The sequence below is a fragment of the Subtercola sp. YIM 133946 genome (assembly GCF_036553535.1).
Lineage (GTDB): Bacteria > Actinomycetota > Actinomycetes > Actinomycetales > Microbacteriaceae > Subtercola.
Genome location: NZ_JAZHPE010000021.1, coordinates 1 through 13,560 on the forward strand (window position 1 = coordinate 1; position 13,560 = coordinate 13,560).

The 13,560-nt window shown below is 69.5% G+C and carries 18 protein-coding genes; 9 read left to right on the forward strand and 9 right to left on the reverse strand.

Annotated features, from left to right (window positions below; translation table 11 throughout):
* Positions 1 to 738 (reverse strand): hypothetical protein (locus tag V3W46_RS07210; RefSeq protein ID WP_331782415.1); only part of this gene is annotated, 738 nt, incomplete at its 3' end.
* Positions 735 to 1,487, reverse strand: coding sequence for a TetR/AcrR family transcriptional regulator (locus V3W46_RS07215; RefSeq protein WP_331782416.1), 753 nt, complete (start codon positions 1,485 to 1,487; stop codon positions 735 to 737). The genes V3W46_RS07215 and V3W46_RS07210, both read right to left, overlap by 4 nt.
* A 200-nt stretch (positions 1,488 to 1,687) precedes the next feature.
* Between V3W46_RS07215 and V3W46_RS07220 the strand changes: the two genes are divergently transcribed.
* Positions 1,688 to 1,882: a hypothetical protein gene (locus V3W46_RS07220; protein WP_331782417.1), complete on the forward strand. Its 195-nt coding sequence runs from the start codon at positions 1,688 to 1,690 to the stop codon at positions 1,880 to 1,882.
* Positions 1,883 to 1,908: 26 nt separating this feature from the next.
* Here V3W46_RS07220 and V3W46_RS07225 read toward each other — a convergent pair whose 3' ends face one another.
* Both V3W46_RS07225 and V3W46_RS07230 read right to left on the reverse strand, forming a co-directional pair.
* On the reverse strand, positions 1,909 to 2,646 hold the full coding sequence (locus tag V3W46_RS07225) for an AfsR/SARP family transcriptional regulator (RefSeq protein ID WP_331782418.1): 738 nt from the start codon (positions 2,644 to 2,646) through the stop codon (positions 1,909 to 1,911).
* 297 nt (positions 2,647 to 2,943) lie between these two features.
* On the reverse strand, positions 2,944 to 4,419 hold the full coding sequence (locus V3W46_RS07230; RefSeq protein WP_331782419.1) for a hypothetical protein: 1,476 nt from the start codon (positions 4,417 to 4,419) through the stop codon (positions 2,944 to 2,946).
* A 174-nt stretch (positions 4,420 to 4,593) separates the two neighbouring features.
* On the opposite strand from V3W46_RS07230, the gene V3W46_RS07235 reads away from it, so the two are divergent.
* The 6 genes from V3W46_RS07235 to V3W46_RS07260 all read left to right on the forward strand — a co-directional run bounded on the left by V3W46_RS07235 (position 4,594) and on the right by V3W46_RS07260 (position 8,704).
* Entirely contained in the window at positions 4,594 to 5,067 is a 474-nt protein-coding gene (locus tag V3W46_RS07235; RefSeq protein WP_331782420.1) for a DUF3151 domain-containing protein, read from the forward strand.
* Between the two features lie 2 nt (positions 5,068 to 5,069).
* Positions 5,070 to 6,371, forward strand: a complete 1,302-nt coding sequence (locus V3W46_RS07240) for an adenylosuccinate synthase (protein WP_331782421.1) — start codon at positions 5,070 to 5,072, stop codon at positions 6,369 to 6,371.
* Between the two features lie 56 nt (positions 6,372 to 6,427).
* A complete protein-coding gene (locus tag V3W46_RS07245) occupies positions 6,428 to 6,640 on the forward strand; it encodes a DUF2945 domain-containing protein (protein ID WP_331782422.1) in 213 nt (70 codons plus the stop codon).
* Positions 6,641 to 6,769: 129 nt separating this feature from the next.
* Entirely contained in the window at positions 6,770 to 7,714 is a 945-nt protein-coding gene (locus V3W46_RS07250) for a linear amide C-N hydrolase (RefSeq protein WP_331782423.1), read from the forward strand.
* Positions 7,704 to 8,354 carry a hypothetical protein gene (locus tag V3W46_RS07255; RefSeq protein WP_331782424.1) on the forward strand — a complete coding sequence of 217 codons (651 nt, stop codon included), beginning with the start codon at positions 7,704 to 7,706 and terminating at the stop codon, positions 8,352 to 8,354. Before V3W46_RS07250 ends, V3W46_RS07255 begins: the two co-directional genes overlap by 11 nt.
* On the forward strand, positions 8,351 to 8,704 hold the full coding sequence (locus V3W46_RS07260) for a hypothetical protein (protein WP_331782425.1): 354 nt from the start codon (positions 8,351 to 8,353) through the stop codon (positions 8,702 to 8,704). Before V3W46_RS07255 ends, V3W46_RS07260 begins: the two co-directional genes overlap by 4 nt.
* Positions 8,705 to 8,759: 55 nt before the next feature.
* On the opposite strand, the gene V3W46_RS07265 is transcribed toward V3W46_RS07260, so the two are convergent.
* Both V3W46_RS07265 and V3W46_RS07270 read right to left on the reverse strand, forming a co-directional pair.
* Positions 8,760 to 9,320 carry a hypothetical protein gene (locus V3W46_RS07265; RefSeq protein ID WP_331782426.1) on the reverse strand — a complete coding sequence of 187 codons (561 nt, stop codon included), beginning with the start codon at positions 9,318 to 9,320 and terminating at the stop codon, positions 8,760 to 8,762.
* Positions 9,321 to 9,438: 118 nt separating this feature from the next.
* Positions 9,439 to 10,614 carry an alcohol dehydrogenase catalytic domain-containing protein gene (locus tag V3W46_RS07270; protein WP_331782427.1) on the reverse strand — a complete coding sequence of 392 codons (1,176 nt, stop codon included), beginning with the start codon at positions 10,612 to 10,614 and terminating at the stop codon, positions 9,439 to 9,441.
* Between the two features lie 57 nt (positions 10,615 to 10,671).
* Between V3W46_RS07270 and V3W46_RS07275 the strand changes: the two genes are divergently transcribed.
* Positions 10,672 to 11,280 (forward strand): SRPBCC domain-containing protein, encoded by a 609-nt coding sequence (locus V3W46_RS07275; RefSeq protein ID WP_331782428.1) that lies wholly within the window; start codon positions 10,672 to 10,674, stop codon positions 11,278 to 11,280.
* 69 nt (positions 11,281 to 11,349) lie between these two features.
* On the opposite strand, the gene V3W46_RS07280 is transcribed toward V3W46_RS07275, so the two are convergent.
* The 3 genes from V3W46_RS07280 to V3W46_RS07290 are packed head-to-tail and all read right to left on the reverse strand — an operon-like array spanning position 11,350 to position 13,039.
* Complete coding sequence (locus tag V3W46_RS07280; protein ID WP_331782429.1) at positions 11,350 to 11,940, reverse strand: hypothetical protein; 591 nt, start codon at positions 11,938 to 11,940, stop codon at positions 11,350 to 11,352.
* A complete protein-coding gene (locus V3W46_RS07285) occupies positions 11,937 to 12,407 on the reverse strand; it encodes a GNAT family N-acetyltransferase (protein WP_331782430.1) in 471 nt (156 codons plus the stop codon). The genes V3W46_RS07280 and V3W46_RS07285 overlap by 4 nt, the downstream gene beginning before the upstream one ends.
* Before the next feature lie 23 nt (positions 12,408 to 12,430).
* The gene (locus V3W46_RS07290; RefSeq protein ID WP_331782431.1) at positions 12,431 to 13,039 is read right to left on the reverse strand and encodes a maleylpyruvate isomerase family mycothiol-dependent enzyme; all 609 of its coding nucleotides are present in this window, start codon (positions 13,037 to 13,039) and stop codon (positions 12,431 to 12,433) included.
* Positions 13,040 to 13,096: 57 nt separating this feature from the next.
* On the opposite strand from V3W46_RS07290, the gene V3W46_RS07295 reads away from it, so the two are divergent.
* A complete protein-coding gene (locus V3W46_RS07295; RefSeq protein ID WP_331782432.1) occupies positions 13,097 to 13,516 on the forward strand; it encodes an organic hydroperoxide resistance protein in 420 nt (139 codons plus the stop codon).
* The last annotated feature ends 44 nt before the right edge of the window (positions 13,517 to 13,560 follow it).

The window sequence follows — 13,560 nt, forward strand, 5'->3', positions numbered from 1 at the left end:
CGTCTCGGCTTGCGCCTGCGCCTGCGCGTGTGCCTGCGTCTCGGCGTGCGCCTGCGCCTGCGCCTCGGCTTCGGCCTCCGCCTCCGCCTCCGCAAGGCGGGCGGCGCGGCGCTCGAACTCGACGAGGCGGTCGGCCTCGAACTTCTCGCTGACGTCGCGCACGACGTCGACCGATGCCTCCGAGGCGATGACGAGCACGGCGAGACCGCGCTGGGCGAGATCGGCCGCGACCGCCCACCATGCGAAGGGGTCACCACCGTGGCGGTCGGGCGAGGTGAGCACCACAGCCTCGATGCCCGGCCGCGACACCGCCAGCTCGGCGAGCACGCGCAGCCGAACCGCCGGCGGAACGTTCTGCACCTCGAAGTCGGCGTACCGGGCGGCGTCGAGCTCGGTGAGAGCGTCGAGTGTGGCGCGACGCGACGAGGGCCGGTCTGCGAACATCAGCTCCTCCTGCACGACGGCGGTGAGGCGCAGGTCGCCGACCGGCTCGCTCACGTCGGGAGCGTCGACGACGGCGGAACGGGCACGCAGCGAGGCCGAGTCGGTCGAGCCGTCGCACGTGATGGTGCCGGCATCCGCCACCATGCGGCCAGACGCGAGCAGCGCCAGAACGGTGGGGCGCCTGGCGGTCTCGACCACCTCGAGGGTGACCGCTCCCGACTCGTAGCGGAGGCTGGTGCGCGGCAGGTTCTCGCCGTTCTCGCCCTTCGAGACGCCGTTCAGGATGACCTTCATGACGGTGCTCCACTGGTGCGGGTCGATGCGGCGGTGCGGTCGCGCGTCTCGTGCGAGGCGTCGGGCGACTGCAGAGGCGCGGGCGCGCGCGGCGGTTCGGTCTCGCCCCGCGCGGGAGCTTCGACGAACTGCAGTTCGGGGTGGTGCACGATCACGGCGCTGGCCTCGTGCCACGAGAGCCCGGCCGTGGCGAGCGTGGCGAGCATGACGAGCCGGTGGCCCTCTTCGTTCGACAGGTCGGCACGGATGGCCTCGTCGAGCACCGACAGGGCGGCTCCCTCGATGAGGTTCGCGAGGGTGGTGGGGGCGACGTCGGTGCGCAGTTCGCGTGCAGCGATTCCGCGTTCGACGATGCTGCGCAGCTTCTCGCGCACGGGGCGCAGGGTGTCGGCCATCGCTGCGCGCTGCGGGCCGCGCACGGCCAGCTGGGCCATCACGCGCACGTTCTCGACCTCAGACCAGAGGCGGGCGCCGATCAGGGCGATCGCGACCCGCGAGTCGACGTGGTCGACGTGCGCAAGGGCCGCGGTGACCCGCTGGCCGCCGAGCGTCTGGATCTCCGTGACCAGTTCGTCGCGTGTGGCGAAGTGGCCGTAGATCGAGCGCCGGGAGAGGCCGGCGCCGGCGGCGATGGCCTCGAGTGAGGCCTCCGGGTCGCGGTTCAGCAGCAGCCGGGCCGACTCGAGAATCGCGATGCGGTTCTCGGCGGCGTCGCGCCGCGGGGGTTTGGTCTGATCGATCGTGTGCACCCCTTCATCCTAATAACTTGCACACCACTGTGCAAGTTATGCGATAGACGCCGCAGCTCTGTCTCGAGCAGGGTGGAGGATGCGATGACCGACCCCCGGGTGTTGCCCACTTGGTCGAGGTGACTGAGAGCATCGGCGGATTCACGACTCACCGCGGGCATCCCCGAGGCGATGTCGGTGGTGCGGCGCATGATGGCAGCATGCAGAACCACGAAATGTGCGAGCGTTGCGAAGGCTCCGGGGCAGACCCGGTGCAGCCCTTCGCCGACCGTCACGTAGACACTCTCGACACCGACCCCGCGGTGGGCGACGACGTGCGTGTGTGCGTCGAGTGCTTCGGCGACGGCTACGTCGAGGTGTTCCAGTTCAGAATGCCCGAGCGCCTCTCGGCGTAGCCTTCGGTGCCCAGCCGCCGGCGGCGTCAGGGCGCCATGTCACGCACCAGCACCGAGAGCAGCGGCGTCGGCGTCAGCCCGAGCGAGGTGAAGAGCAGCCCCGAGTAGCGGTCGAAGACGCGCAGCGCCTCCGACTGGTTGCCCTCGGCGATGTGCACCTTTATCAGCGCCGCCTGACCGCTTTCGCGCAGCGGCTCGGCCGCGATGGCCGCCCGCGCGGCCACCCCCGCCTCCGGCAGCCGGCGGCTCTGCACCAGCAGCCGCGACTGCGCCTCGAGCCCGTTCATGCGCAGGGCGCGCCAGTCTTCGGCCGCATCGAGCACCCAGTCCTCGTACCAGTCGGGCAGCAGCTCTTCTGAGAGGGCGGCCACCGCCGCCGGGGCGATGTCGGCGGCGCTCGCGGTCGTGTCGGCCGGGAGCAGGCGCATCGCGAGCGCGTGCGACGACCGCAGATCGACGGTCACCGCATCGGCCAGGCTGAGGCTCGCGGATGCCACGTGCACGAGATCGCGGGTCTGAGCATCCATTCGGGCGAGGGCCGTGCGCAGGCTCATCGCCGCACGCTGTTCACTGGCATCGGGCCACATGATTCCGGCCATCGTGATGCGGCCGATGTCGCGGGCGTTCAGCGCCAGGTAGGCCAGAAGGCGGCGGGAGGTCGCCGACACCGTGATGCGCGTGCGGCTGTCATCTGAGAGAGCGAACCCGCCCAGCACCGTGAGGCTAGGCACCGAGACGTCCCAGAAGATCGGCACTCGTCTCACGAAACGTCGTGTGCTCGGAATTCATAGCGCTGCCCCCATCGCGGTTCAAGCGCATCTGGGTGAGATTCACGTGTACTGCGGTGTACAGGTCGGTGACTCGCGCAGCCGGCTCGCCGGTTCTTGAACTCTACGACGGTTCTGAGCGTCAGACGCGAGTAGGAGGCTCTTTTCGGCACCCTGTCGGCAGAATCTTCTGCGTGCTACTGTCCTTGGCCGCATTGCTCAGCGAAGGGGTCGGGGTCGGGGCCGGTGTGCCGGGCATCCACTCGACAGGCGAGGTGGATGCCCGGCCGGGCGTCACTCCTGGTGTGAGCGTCGGCGGCGCAGGGCCGTCACGGCGGTGATACCGAGTATGCCGAGCAGCAGTGCGGCGCCGCCGATGCCGAGGGCCGGAGCCATCATCAGGCCGGTCTCAGCGAGGGCTGAGGTCGATCCGCCCGAGCCAGACCCACCCCCGCCGGCGCCGCCGGAGCCGCCCGATCCGCCGGTGCCGGTCGTCGCGGCGGCCGCGCTGGCGGTCGCCGTCGTGGTGGCCGAGGCCGACGCCGAGGCGCTGGCGGTCGGGGTGGGCGTCGCCGTGATCGTCGCCGTCACCGTGGGTGTCGGGGTGGCGGTGTCGGTCGGGGAGCTCGTCGGCGTGTCGGTGGGCGTGCTCGTCGGGGTATCCGTGGGAGTGCTTGTGGGCGTGTCGGTCGGCGTGCTCGTGGGTGTGTCGGTCGGCGTGCTCGTCGGGGTGTCGGTGGGGGTGCTCGTCGGGGTGTCGGTCGGCGTGCTCGTGGGCGTGTCGGTCGGCGTGCTTGTGGGTGTGTCGGTGGGGGTGCTCGTCGGCGTGCTCGTCGGTGTATCCGTGGGGGTGCTCGTCGGTGTGTCGGTCGGCGTGCTTGTGGGCGTGTCGGTGGGGGTGCTCGTCGGAGTGTCGGTCGGCGTGCCCGTGGGGCTGTCGGTCGGGGTGCCTGTCGCCGTGCCCGTCGGCGAGCCGGAATCCACTGCCGTGATGATGTTCGTCACCGTCACCTCGCAGTCGACATACGCGCCGCCGCCGTTGCCGGTTCCGTTGCACTGGTTGATGGTGAACGGCAGGCTCGCGCTCACAGTCGCATCAGACGAGCAGGCCAGGAGCACGAGCGTTCCGCCGTTGCCCGACCCGTTGCACTGCGTGACGACAGCGTTCGTCGTATTGCCGCCGGGCGTGCAGTCGACGATGGGGAAGATCGCGCCGGTGCCCGAACCGATGCACTGGTTGACCGTCGCGGCGCCCGCGGGAGCCCCGCCGACGATGGTGTTCACGATGTTGATGATGCAGACGATCTTCGAGCCGCCGGAATTGCCGACGCCCTTGCACTGGTCGATCGAGCCGATGAGGCTGGTCGAGGGCGTGACGGTGGGAGTGCAGAACGTGTTCGCATCCGCGGCGCCGACGCATTCGTTGAGCGACAGGGTGGATGACGTGGTTCCCGTGGCGACGTCGAATTCGTTCTCGACCGTGATGGTGCAGGTGATTCCGGCTCCACCCGCGGCGTAGGCGGCGAAGTTCGGGTTGCCGGCGTCTGTTCCGTCGCACTGCGACACCGACTTCGGAGTCGCGGCCGAGGCGCTCTGGCTCGTGCCGAGGGCAGTGACGCTCAACGCCACGAACGCGACGAAGAGCAGAACTGTCGCCAGCGCGCTCACCGTCAGAATCGAGACCTTGCCGTGCTGTGACGATGAGCCGAACAGCCCGCGTGCGCGGTGACCGGATGATCGTGTGGATGTGCGTCGTGCTGTGCTCTTCATGAGCGCCCCTTTGTGCGGTGTGCCGTACCCCTCGTAAGGGGCAGTATGACGAGCCCGTCGTGACGGGAGTGTGACGTCGACGTGACACGGGCGTGACACTCCCGCCGGTCATCCGGTGCCCACGCCGGCCAGCCGGGGCCGCCGACCCGAGGCGGCGCTTTGATAGGATCGAGTGTGACCGGCGAAAACCTCCTTGGCGTGCCCCCGACCCTGCTGAACCCCGACGACGACGTTGTGGAGGCACTGGGCGACCGACCTCTTTCACGCGAGGAGCTCGAGGCGGTCGTCCGCCGTTTCCCGACCTCGTCGCTCGTCTGGGCGCTGCTCTCCGACCGCGCCTTCGAGTCGGGTGAGGTGATCGCCTCCTACGCCTTCGCGCGGGTCGGCTACCACCGCGGGCTCGACGCGCTGCGCAAGGGCGGCTGGCGCGGGCAGGGCCCCGTGCCGTGGTCGCACGAGCCGAACCGGGGCGTGCTGCGCTCGCTGTACGCGCTTCGCCGCGCGGCCGAGGTGATCGGCGAAGACGACGAGGTCACCCGCCTCAGCGACTTTCTCGAGATGTCAGACCCGTCGGCTGCCGAGGCGATCGAGACCGCGAACTTCCGCGCGGCGCAGGCCGCCGCGCCCACTGCCACAGAAGGGCTCTAGAAATGCCGGCAATCGTACTGATCGGAGCCCAGTGGGGCGACGAGGGCAAAGGAAAGGCCACTGACCTGCTCGGCAGCCGGGTCGACTACGTCGTCAAGTTCAACGGCGGCAACAACGCCGGTCACACTGTCGTGATCGGAACGCAGAAGTACGCGCTGCACCTGCTGCCGTCGGGCATCCTGACCCCGAATGTGACGCCGGTGATCACCAATGGTGTGGTCGTCGACATCGAGGTGCTCTTTCACGAGCTCGAGGCGCTCATCTCGCGCGGCGTCGACGTGTCGCGCCTGCTGATCAGTGCGAATGCGCACGTCATCACGGCCTATCACCGCACGCTCGACAAGGTCACCGAGCGGTTTCTGGGCAAACGCCAGATCGGCACGACGGGCCGCGGTATCGGGCCGGCCTATGCCGACAAGATCAACCGGCTCGGCATCCGCATTCAAGACCTGTTCGACGAGAACATCCTGCGGCAGAAGGTCGAGGGGGCGCTCGAGCAGAAGAACCACCTGCTCGTGAAGGTGTACAACCGCCGCGCCATTCTCGTCGACGACATCGTGGCCGACCTGCTCTCGTACGCCGACCGGCTGCGGCCGATGGTCGCCGACACCTCGCTGGTGCTCAACCAGGCCCTGGATGCCGGAAAGACCGTCTTGTTCGAAGGCGGGCAGGCCACCATGCTCGACGTCGACCACGGCACCTACCCGTTCGTGACGTCGTCGAACGCCACCTCGGGCGGGGCTGCGACCGGCTCGGGCGTCGCCCCCAACCGCATCGACCGCGTCATCGGAATCGTCAAGGCGTACACGACCCGCGTCGGCTCGGGCCCGTTTCCGACCGAACTGTTCGACGAGTCGGGCGAGTTCCTGCGCGCCAACGGCTTCGAATTCGGCACCACCACTGGCCGCCCGCGCCGCTGCGGCTGGTACGACGCCCCCATCGCCCGCTACTCGGCGCGCATCAACGGCGTCACCGACTACGTGCTCACCAAACTGGATGTTCTGACCGGCCTCTCGACCATCCCGGTGTGTGTGGCGTACGACGTCGACGGCGTTCGGTTCGACGAGGTGCCGGTGTCGCAGAGCGACTTCCACCACGCCGTGCCGATCTACGAAGAGTTCCCCGGCTGGACCGAAGACATCACCGGCGCCCGCACCTTCGACGACCTCCCCGTCAACGCCCAGAACTACGTGCTGGCCGTCGAGGCGATGAGCGGTTCGCGCATCTCGGCCATCGGCGTGGGCCCCGGCCGTGAGGCCATCGTCGTGCGCCATGACCTCCTGGGCGCCGACGACCCAGCCTGAACCGAACGCCGCGCAAGGGGTGGCCGCGCATCCGGTGCCGGGGCTAGCGTCGGCTCATGAGCGAATTCACGAAGGGCGATGAGGTCACCTGGCAGTCGCACGGCGGCACCGCCGAGGGCAAGGTGGAGAAGAAGATCACGAGCGACACCCACGCTGCGAAGCGTGACGTGAAGGCGTCGCCCGACGACCCCCAGTTTCTCGTCAAGAGCGACAAGAGCGGCGGCGAGGCGGTGCACAAGCCCGCCGCCCTCACGAAGAAGCACGACTGACCCGCGACGTCGGTCGCGGTCGCGGTTCGGGCCCCGGCCCCGCCGCGGTCGTCGTCGACGCCGCCCCGCCGCCCCGCCGCCGCGCGTCCAGCGCGAGCGGTGCCCGCCGCATCGGGTAGCGTGATGGGCATGTGCACGCGCATCTTCTGGAACGACAACGCCGTCGCCAAGACGGTCTCCCGCTGCATGGACTGGGCGGTGAGCGACGAGCCCGACCTGTGGTTCGTTCCGCGCGGCACGGCCCGCGACGGAGGCTCCGAGTCGACGCAGAACCACACCTGGGTGTCGCGGTACGCCAGCGTCGTGCTCAGCATGTGGCGGCTCGGAACGGTCGACGGCCTCAACGAGAAGGGTCTCGCCGCGCACGCGCTCTACCTCGACCCGACGCCCGACATGTATGCGGTCGACGACGGCCGGGCATCCGTCGCCAACGCGCTGTGGGTGCAGTACCTGCTTGACAGCTTCGCCACCGTGGCCGAGGCCATCGACGCGATCGACGACGTGCGCATCTCGTCGCGGCTGCTGCGCGGGCAGCAGATGGGCGTGCACGTGGCTCTCGAAGACGCCAGCGGAGACTCCGCCATCATCGAGCCCATTGAGGGCAGGCTGGTGGTGCACCACGGGCCCGAATTCCAGGTGATGGCGAACTCGCCGACGATGGATGCCCAGGTGGCCAACCTCGCCCGGTACAAGCCGTTCGGGGGTGAGCTGCCCCCTCCGGGCGACATCACCTCACTCGACCGCTTCGTTCGCGCGAGCTACTTTCTGCACTACCTGCCCGAGCCCGCGAACGTGGAGCAGGCCGTGGCCGGCGTGTTCCAGCTCATTCAGAACGTGGCGGTGCCGTATGGAGCGCCGTACCAAGACGGAGGCGTGTATCCCACCTGGTGGGAGGCGGGGGCCGACCTCACGAACGGTACGTACTACTTCATGTCGACGCGCAGCCCGAGCCTGTTCTGGGTGTCGCTCGACGACCTGAAAGACGGCGACCGCGTGCTGTCGCTGAACCCGCGCGACGAGACGCTGGTCGGCGACTCGGCGCACCGGCTGGAGCCGGCCGAGCTTGTCTACTGAGCCGCAGCCGCAGCCGCAGCCGCAGCCGCCCGCGCCCGCGCCCGCGCAGACGCCCCCGCATCTCCCCGCGCAGCCGCAAACCTTCGGCGGCCGCGCGGTCGCCGACCTCACCGACGCCGACCTGAGGCAGTACACCCGCCACCGCCGGGTGAGCGCCATCGTCTACTCGCTCTGCCTCATCGCCATCGCGACCGGACCGGTGCTCATCGCCACCGCCTTCGCCCGCGACGAGGTCGCCGCAGACTACGGCAGCAGCGTCTACGTGGCGCTCGGCTCGCTCGTACTGGTGGCCGTGGTGCTGCTCGTCGTCGACCTCGTCGTTCAGCGCCGGTACCGCTCGGCCGACGCGTACCGTCACCACCTCGGCGATGCCCCCACGGTCGAGCTCTCGGGCTTCGGGATGTTCGTGCTCAAGGAGGTCGAGACGGTGCTGCTCCGGGGTATCCTGCCCTCGATCACCGCCGCCAGCCTGTTCGTCACCGTGCTGCGGCTCAGCTCGAAAGACGCCGCCTTCGACCAGCAGCAGCTCTTCCAGTACTACGTGTTCGCCTACTTCGCGCTGTTCGGCATCATAGCCATCGCGCTCGGCGTGCGCAGGATCTACCTCGACCAGGAGACCCGAAATAAGGTCGTGGCATGACAGTCAAGCTCAACAAGAAGGCCTACGACTTCGCGAAGAAGCTGATCGCCGATGGCGCGGTCGTTCGCGACGAACGCGACGACTGGAGTGAGGCCGCCCCCACGGCCGCCCGCGAGAACACGTTCATCGAGAACAACGGCTATGGCGAGTACGCCAAGTGGCACCTCGGCGTCGACGACGACAAGCCCGACGACACCAAGGGGCACTACAGCTTTCCGTTCGGCGACTTCTCGAAGGTGCGCCGCGGGGGAGTGATCTCGCTCGAGAGCCGCGCCGCCCAGAACGACCACGACGACATCGCGAAGGCCGCCAAAGACCTGCTCGACCGCATCGACGCCGCCGACTCCTGACCTCCCCGGGTTGACCCGGGGGCGCGCGCGGCCATTGCTCGCTCGCCGACGGGTGTCAGAGTGCGGCGGCCTGCCGTTCGCCGAAGTACGAGACGCGGTTGAGGGGCACCGGATGCTCGACCTCCGCCCACGAACCACCCCGCCGCAGCTCGACGAAGTACTCCCCGGGGTCGAACTCGAGCGCCAGGTCGTCGTCGATCGTGGGCAGCAGCCGCGCCGGCGTCACGCCCGAGATCGCCACCCGCAGGAACGCGACGGGACTGTCGGGGTCGTTGCGCACCACCACGGCAAGCTCCTGCGGCCGGGTGGCGTGCCCGGCAGCCTGTGCGTCCACGTACGCTTGCGCGGCGGCGGTGTGTGCGTCCACGTTCGACCGATCGCTGGCGGTCTGTGCGCCCACCGGCGAGGGCGCACCCGCCGACGATCCGCCGCCCGGCTGCTCGATGCGCACCTCGACCGCGTAGGGCAACACCAGCGCGGCCCGCACGGGCTGGTGCAGACTCAGCCGCGCGATCGTGGCTGGGCGCAGTGCGCTCTCGAACTCATCCTCGGTGCCGGGCAGCGACTCACCCCGCTCGAGCTCGAACTGCAGCGCCGCCACCACGTCACCGATCACGCCCGCCACGCTACCGCCGCGCGCCCCAGCGCGCCACTGTGGCGGGGGCCGGGCATCCACCCGCACCCCGGGCCATCCGCCCGCACCCCGGGCCGTCTGCCCGCGCCCCGGGCCGCACCTACGGCTTCAGCACGACCTTGATGCAGCCGGCTTCCTTCTCCTTGAAGGTCTTGTACATCTCGGGAGCCTGCTCGAGCGGCACCGCGTGGGTGGTGAGGTCTTCGGTGCCCAGCGGGTCAGACGGGTCTTCGACGAGCGGAACCAGCTCGTCGCGCCACTTCTGCACGTTGCACTGGCCCATCTTCAGCGTGAGGCCCTTGTCGAACATGTGGATGAGCGGCATCGGGTCGCCGGCGCCGGCGTAGACGCCGCTCAGCGATACCGTTCCGCCGCGGCGAACCGCGTCGAGCGCCAGGTGCAGCGCCGCAAGCCTGTCGACACCGGCGGTGGTCATGACCTTCTTGGCGAGGGCATCGGGCAGCAGCCCGGCCGCTTTCTGGGCGAAGGCCGCGCCCGGGTTGCCGTGCGCCTCCATGCCGACGGCGTCGACCACCGAGTCGGGGCCGCGCCCGTCGGTCTCGTCGCGCAGCTGGGCGAGCAGGTCGTCGCTGAGGTCGAGGGTCTGCACTCCGTGCCGCTCGGCCATCGCCCGGCGCTCAGGCACCGGGTCGACACCGAGCACCCGGTAGCCGAGGTGAACGCCGATGCGGCTGGCGAACTGGCCCACCGGGCCGAGGCCGAGCACTGCCAGCGTTCCGCCGTCGGGCACGTTGGCGTACTGCACGCCCTGCCAGGCCGTGGGCAGGATGTCGCTCAGAAAGAGGTACCGCTCGTCGGCGAGGTCGGTGCCGACCTTCAGCGCGTTGAAGTCGGCGAGGTGCACGCGCAGGTACTCGGCCTGTCCGCCCGGAATGTCACCGTAGAGCTCGGTGTAGCCGTACAGCGACGCCCCGCTCTCGCTCTGCCGGTTCTGCGTGGTCTCGCACTGGCTGTGCAGCCCGCGCTGGCACATGTAGCAGTGACCGCAGGCGATGACGAACGGAATCACGACGCGATCGCCCACGGCGAGGTTCTTCACGTCGCTGCCGACCTCGACGACGACGCCCATCGGCTCGTGGCCGAGAATGTCGCCCTTGTTGATGAACGCGCCGAGCACGTCGTAGAGGTGCAGGTCTGACCCGCAGATGGCGGTCGAGGTGACCTTGATGATGGCGTCGGTCGGTTCGACGATCGTGGGGTCGGGTACGGTCTCGACCGAGACGTTCTGGGTTCCCTGGAAGGTGAGTGCTCTCATGCTTCAGGTCTACGTGCCGGACTGCCCGCCCGGGAGGGGTTGACGTACTCTGGCTGAATGACAAGCGAACTTCAACGGGTGAGCGTGTCGACCGGTGTGGATGATCGCACGACGGTCGTCATCGAACGTGACTTCAGCGCCTCGGCCGATCGACTCTGGCAGGCCCTCACCGACCCGGGCGAGCTGCGGATGTGGGCGCCCCACACCGCCGAGACCCCCCTCGACGCCGCGGGGCCGGCCACCCTCGTGATGCTGGCCGACGGCGTGGGCGACGACCAGCAGGTGCCGATCGAGGTGCTCGTGGTCAAGCCGCCGCACCTGCTCAAGCACACCTGGGGCCCCGACGTGCTGCGCTGGGAGATCACGGCCGACGTCACCACCGACGGCCTCGAGGCCCTGCTCGGCGACGTGAACCCGGCGGGGGGCGACGAAGACGAGTCGGGTTCGGTGCTGGTGCTGCGCCACACGCTCGGTGACCCGGTGATGGTGTCGGCTGTCGCGGCCGGTTGGCAGCTGTGCTTCGACGTTCTCGAGACCGTGCTGGCCGGGCATCCGGAGGCCCCCCGCCGCGGTGTGAAGGCACTCGACTACGGCTGGAACGAGCTCAACGAGCAGTTCGCCGCCGAGCTCGGGGTGAAGCCGTCGGTGGTGTTCCCGCCCGAGTGACGGCGCAGGTCGACCGGGCCTGTGGTGGGCGGCCTGTGGTGGTCGGCGCCCGGCGCGTGCCATCAGCCGTCAGCCGGGCAGGTCGGCTTGGTGCACGCAGCCCGGCGGCTCGGAGTTGCCGCTGATGGCGAAGTCTTCGCAGGTCAGGAAGCGGGCCTGGTTGAGGCCGAGGGTGTACGACGCCGCGACGATGAGCAGCACGGTGCCCAGCACGAGCACCTTCCCGCGCAGCGGCACCTGCTCGTTGATGTCGGGCCACACGATGCGGGCGAGAACCCAGATCATCCACGGGATGCCCAGGATGATCAGCAGAACCCCGGCCAGGGTGCCCAGTGCCACCCACACGTTGCCGGTCTCGTCAGAGATCGCGATGGTTAGAACGAGCCAGGCGGTCGGCAGCAGCAGGGTCACGGCCAGCCAGCCGATGCGGCGCCGGGCGGCCGGCACCAGCACGACCACAACGAACGCGGCGGTGGCCGCTGCCCACACCTGCAGCAGGGTGTCGAAGAAGATCTCGCCCCAGGCGCCGAGCGTGAAGGCGGGCCACCACACGGCGAGGCTCATACCGACGACGATGACGCCGAGCGACTGGAAGGGCAGGGCGACGCGGGCCGATCTGCCGCCGGGCTGCGGGTCGTCGCCCGGCCGGGGCAGGCTCACGGCAGCAACGACTTCGACATGTTGATCGCCGTCACCGTGTAGTCGAGCGAGGTGTAGAGGCTCTGCGCCACGGTGTTCGAGCCGAACACGTTGAGGCCGAGCTTCACCGCGCCGCGCTCGCGGGCTGCCGTCTCGGCCAGGCGCATCGTCGCCCGGCCGTACCCCTGGCCGCGGTGCGCCTCGTCGATCTCGATGTCGAACACCCACCACTCGTCGGGGCGTTCGTCGGTGAGCGGCCCGAGCCACAGCACGCCGACCGGCTCGCCGCCGGCCAGCACTTCGAACACGGCGTGCGAGGCGATTGGCTGATCACCCGGAAAATACTGTTCGCGTGACTCGCGTGCCCGGCGCGCGGCCTCCTCGGGAGAGTCGCCGTTGGCGACACGCTCGGCCTCGTAGTGGGCGTTGCTCGTGTCGAGCCAGCTCCTCATCACCTCGTCGGGCATGGGCCGCAGCGTCACCGTCATGCGACTACGGTACTCGCCCGGGCTCAGACCACCGAGAACCCCGAGGGCAGTGGCGCGCGCCCGGTCAGCGCGAGCAGAATCTCTTCGCCCGACCCCGCCCGGGCGCCGATACGGGCCGCGAGCGAGGTCGCGTCGGTGATGCACTCGACCGACTGGCCGTGCGGCTGGCCGATGGCGCGACCGATGTCGATGGAGTGCACCACGAGCTCGAAGATGCGTGTGCGCAGGTACTGCGTCAGTTCGATGCCGTGCCCGCCCACCGAGACCACACGGCCGGCGGGCGCCGAGGCGATGGCGTCGCTGGCGCGCTGCAGGGCATCCGTGATCTGCTGAACCGGGTCGTCGCCGAGCCAGACCCCCGCCTCGACCCCCCGCGCGGCCACCGAGACCGGGTCGGCGAAGTCGGTGTAGATGAGGGCGTAGTAGTCTTCGGCGGTCGGCAGACCCACCCGTGAGACCTCGTCGTGGCCGAGGTAGGTCTCGACGGTGAGAATGGCCCGGGTGGTGTGGCCGACGAGCGAACGCACGCTCCACGAGCCGAGGGCATGCTCATCCCACTGCTCGGGGCGGATGAGTCGAACGAGCTCGATGAACGCCTCGGCGGCCTGGTGGAATTTGGCGACGTTGCCCATGCCTACATCGTCGCACACCGGGCGGATGCCCCTCGAAAAGTGTGATGGACTGAAGTCATGGAAGCTCTCTACACCGCAATCGCCCACGCCTCTGGTGGAGGGCGCGACGGCCACGTCAGAAGTGAAGACGACCGCCTCGACCTCGACACCCGCCCGCCCAAAGAGATGGGTGGCACCGGCGACGGCACCAACCCCGAGCAGCTGTTCGCGGCCGGCTACGCCGCGTGCTTCCTCAGCGCCCTGCACGTCGTCGGCAAGCGCCTCGGCATCGACACGACCGACGCCGAGGTGTCGGGCAGCGTCAGCATCGGCAGCAACGGCGAGGGCGGTTTCGGCCTCGCCGTCGAGCTCGACGTGTACGTTCCGAAGGCCAGCGCCGAGCAGGCCCGCGAGGCCGCCGATGCGGCGCACCTGGTCTGCCCGTACTCCAACGCGACGCGCGGCAACATCGAGGTCACGATCTCGGTCGTCGAGTGACTGCTCGGTCATCGAGCGACTGCTCGGTCGTCGAGTAACCCCTC

Excerpts from the sequence above, each read along its gene's own strand:
- V3W46_RS07220 (WP_331782417.1), top strand. The coding sequence starts at position 1,688 with ATGCAGAACCACGAAATGTGCGAGCGTTGCGAAGGCTCCGGGGCAGAC.
- V3W46_RS07230 (WP_331782419.1), bottom strand. The coding sequence starts at position 4,419 with ATGAAGAGCACAGCACGACGCACATCCACACGATCATCCGGTCACCGC.
- V3W46_RS07240 (WP_331782421.1), top strand. The coding sequence starts at position 5,070 with ATGCCGGCAATCGTACTGATCGGAGCCCAGTGGGGCGACGAGGGCAAA.
- V3W46_RS07245 (WP_331782422.1), top strand. The coding sequence starts at position 6,428 with ATGAGCGAATTCACGAAGGGCGATGAGGTCACCTGGCAGTCGCACGGC.
- V3W46_RS07250 (WP_331782423.1), top strand. The coding sequence starts at position 6,770 with ATGTGCACGCGCATCTTCTGGAACGACAACGCCGTCGCCAAGACGGTC.
- V3W46_RS07260 (WP_331782425.1), top strand. The coding sequence starts at position 8,351 with ATGACAGTCAAGCTCAACAAGAAGGCCTACGACTTCGCGAAGAAGCTG.
- V3W46_RS07270 (WP_331782427.1), bottom strand. The coding sequence starts at position 10,614 with ATGAGAGCACTCACCTTCCAGGGAACCCAGAACGTCTCGGTCGAGACC.
- V3W46_RS07275 (WP_331782428.1), top strand. The coding sequence starts at position 10,672 with ATGACAAGCGAACTTCAACGGGTGAGCGTGTCGACCGGTGTGGATGAT.
- V3W46_RS07285 (WP_331782430.1), bottom strand. The coding sequence starts at position 12,407 with ATGACGGTGACGCTGCGGCCCATGCCCGACGAGGTGATGAGGAGCTGG.
- V3W46_RS07290 (WP_331782431.1), bottom strand. The coding sequence starts at position 13,039 with ATGGGCAACGTCGCCAAATTCCACCAGGCCGCCGAGGCGTTCATCGAG.
- V3W46_RS07295 (WP_331782432.1), top strand. The coding sequence starts at position 13,097 with ATGGAAGCTCTCTACACCGCAATCGCCCACGCCTCTGGTGGAGGGCGC.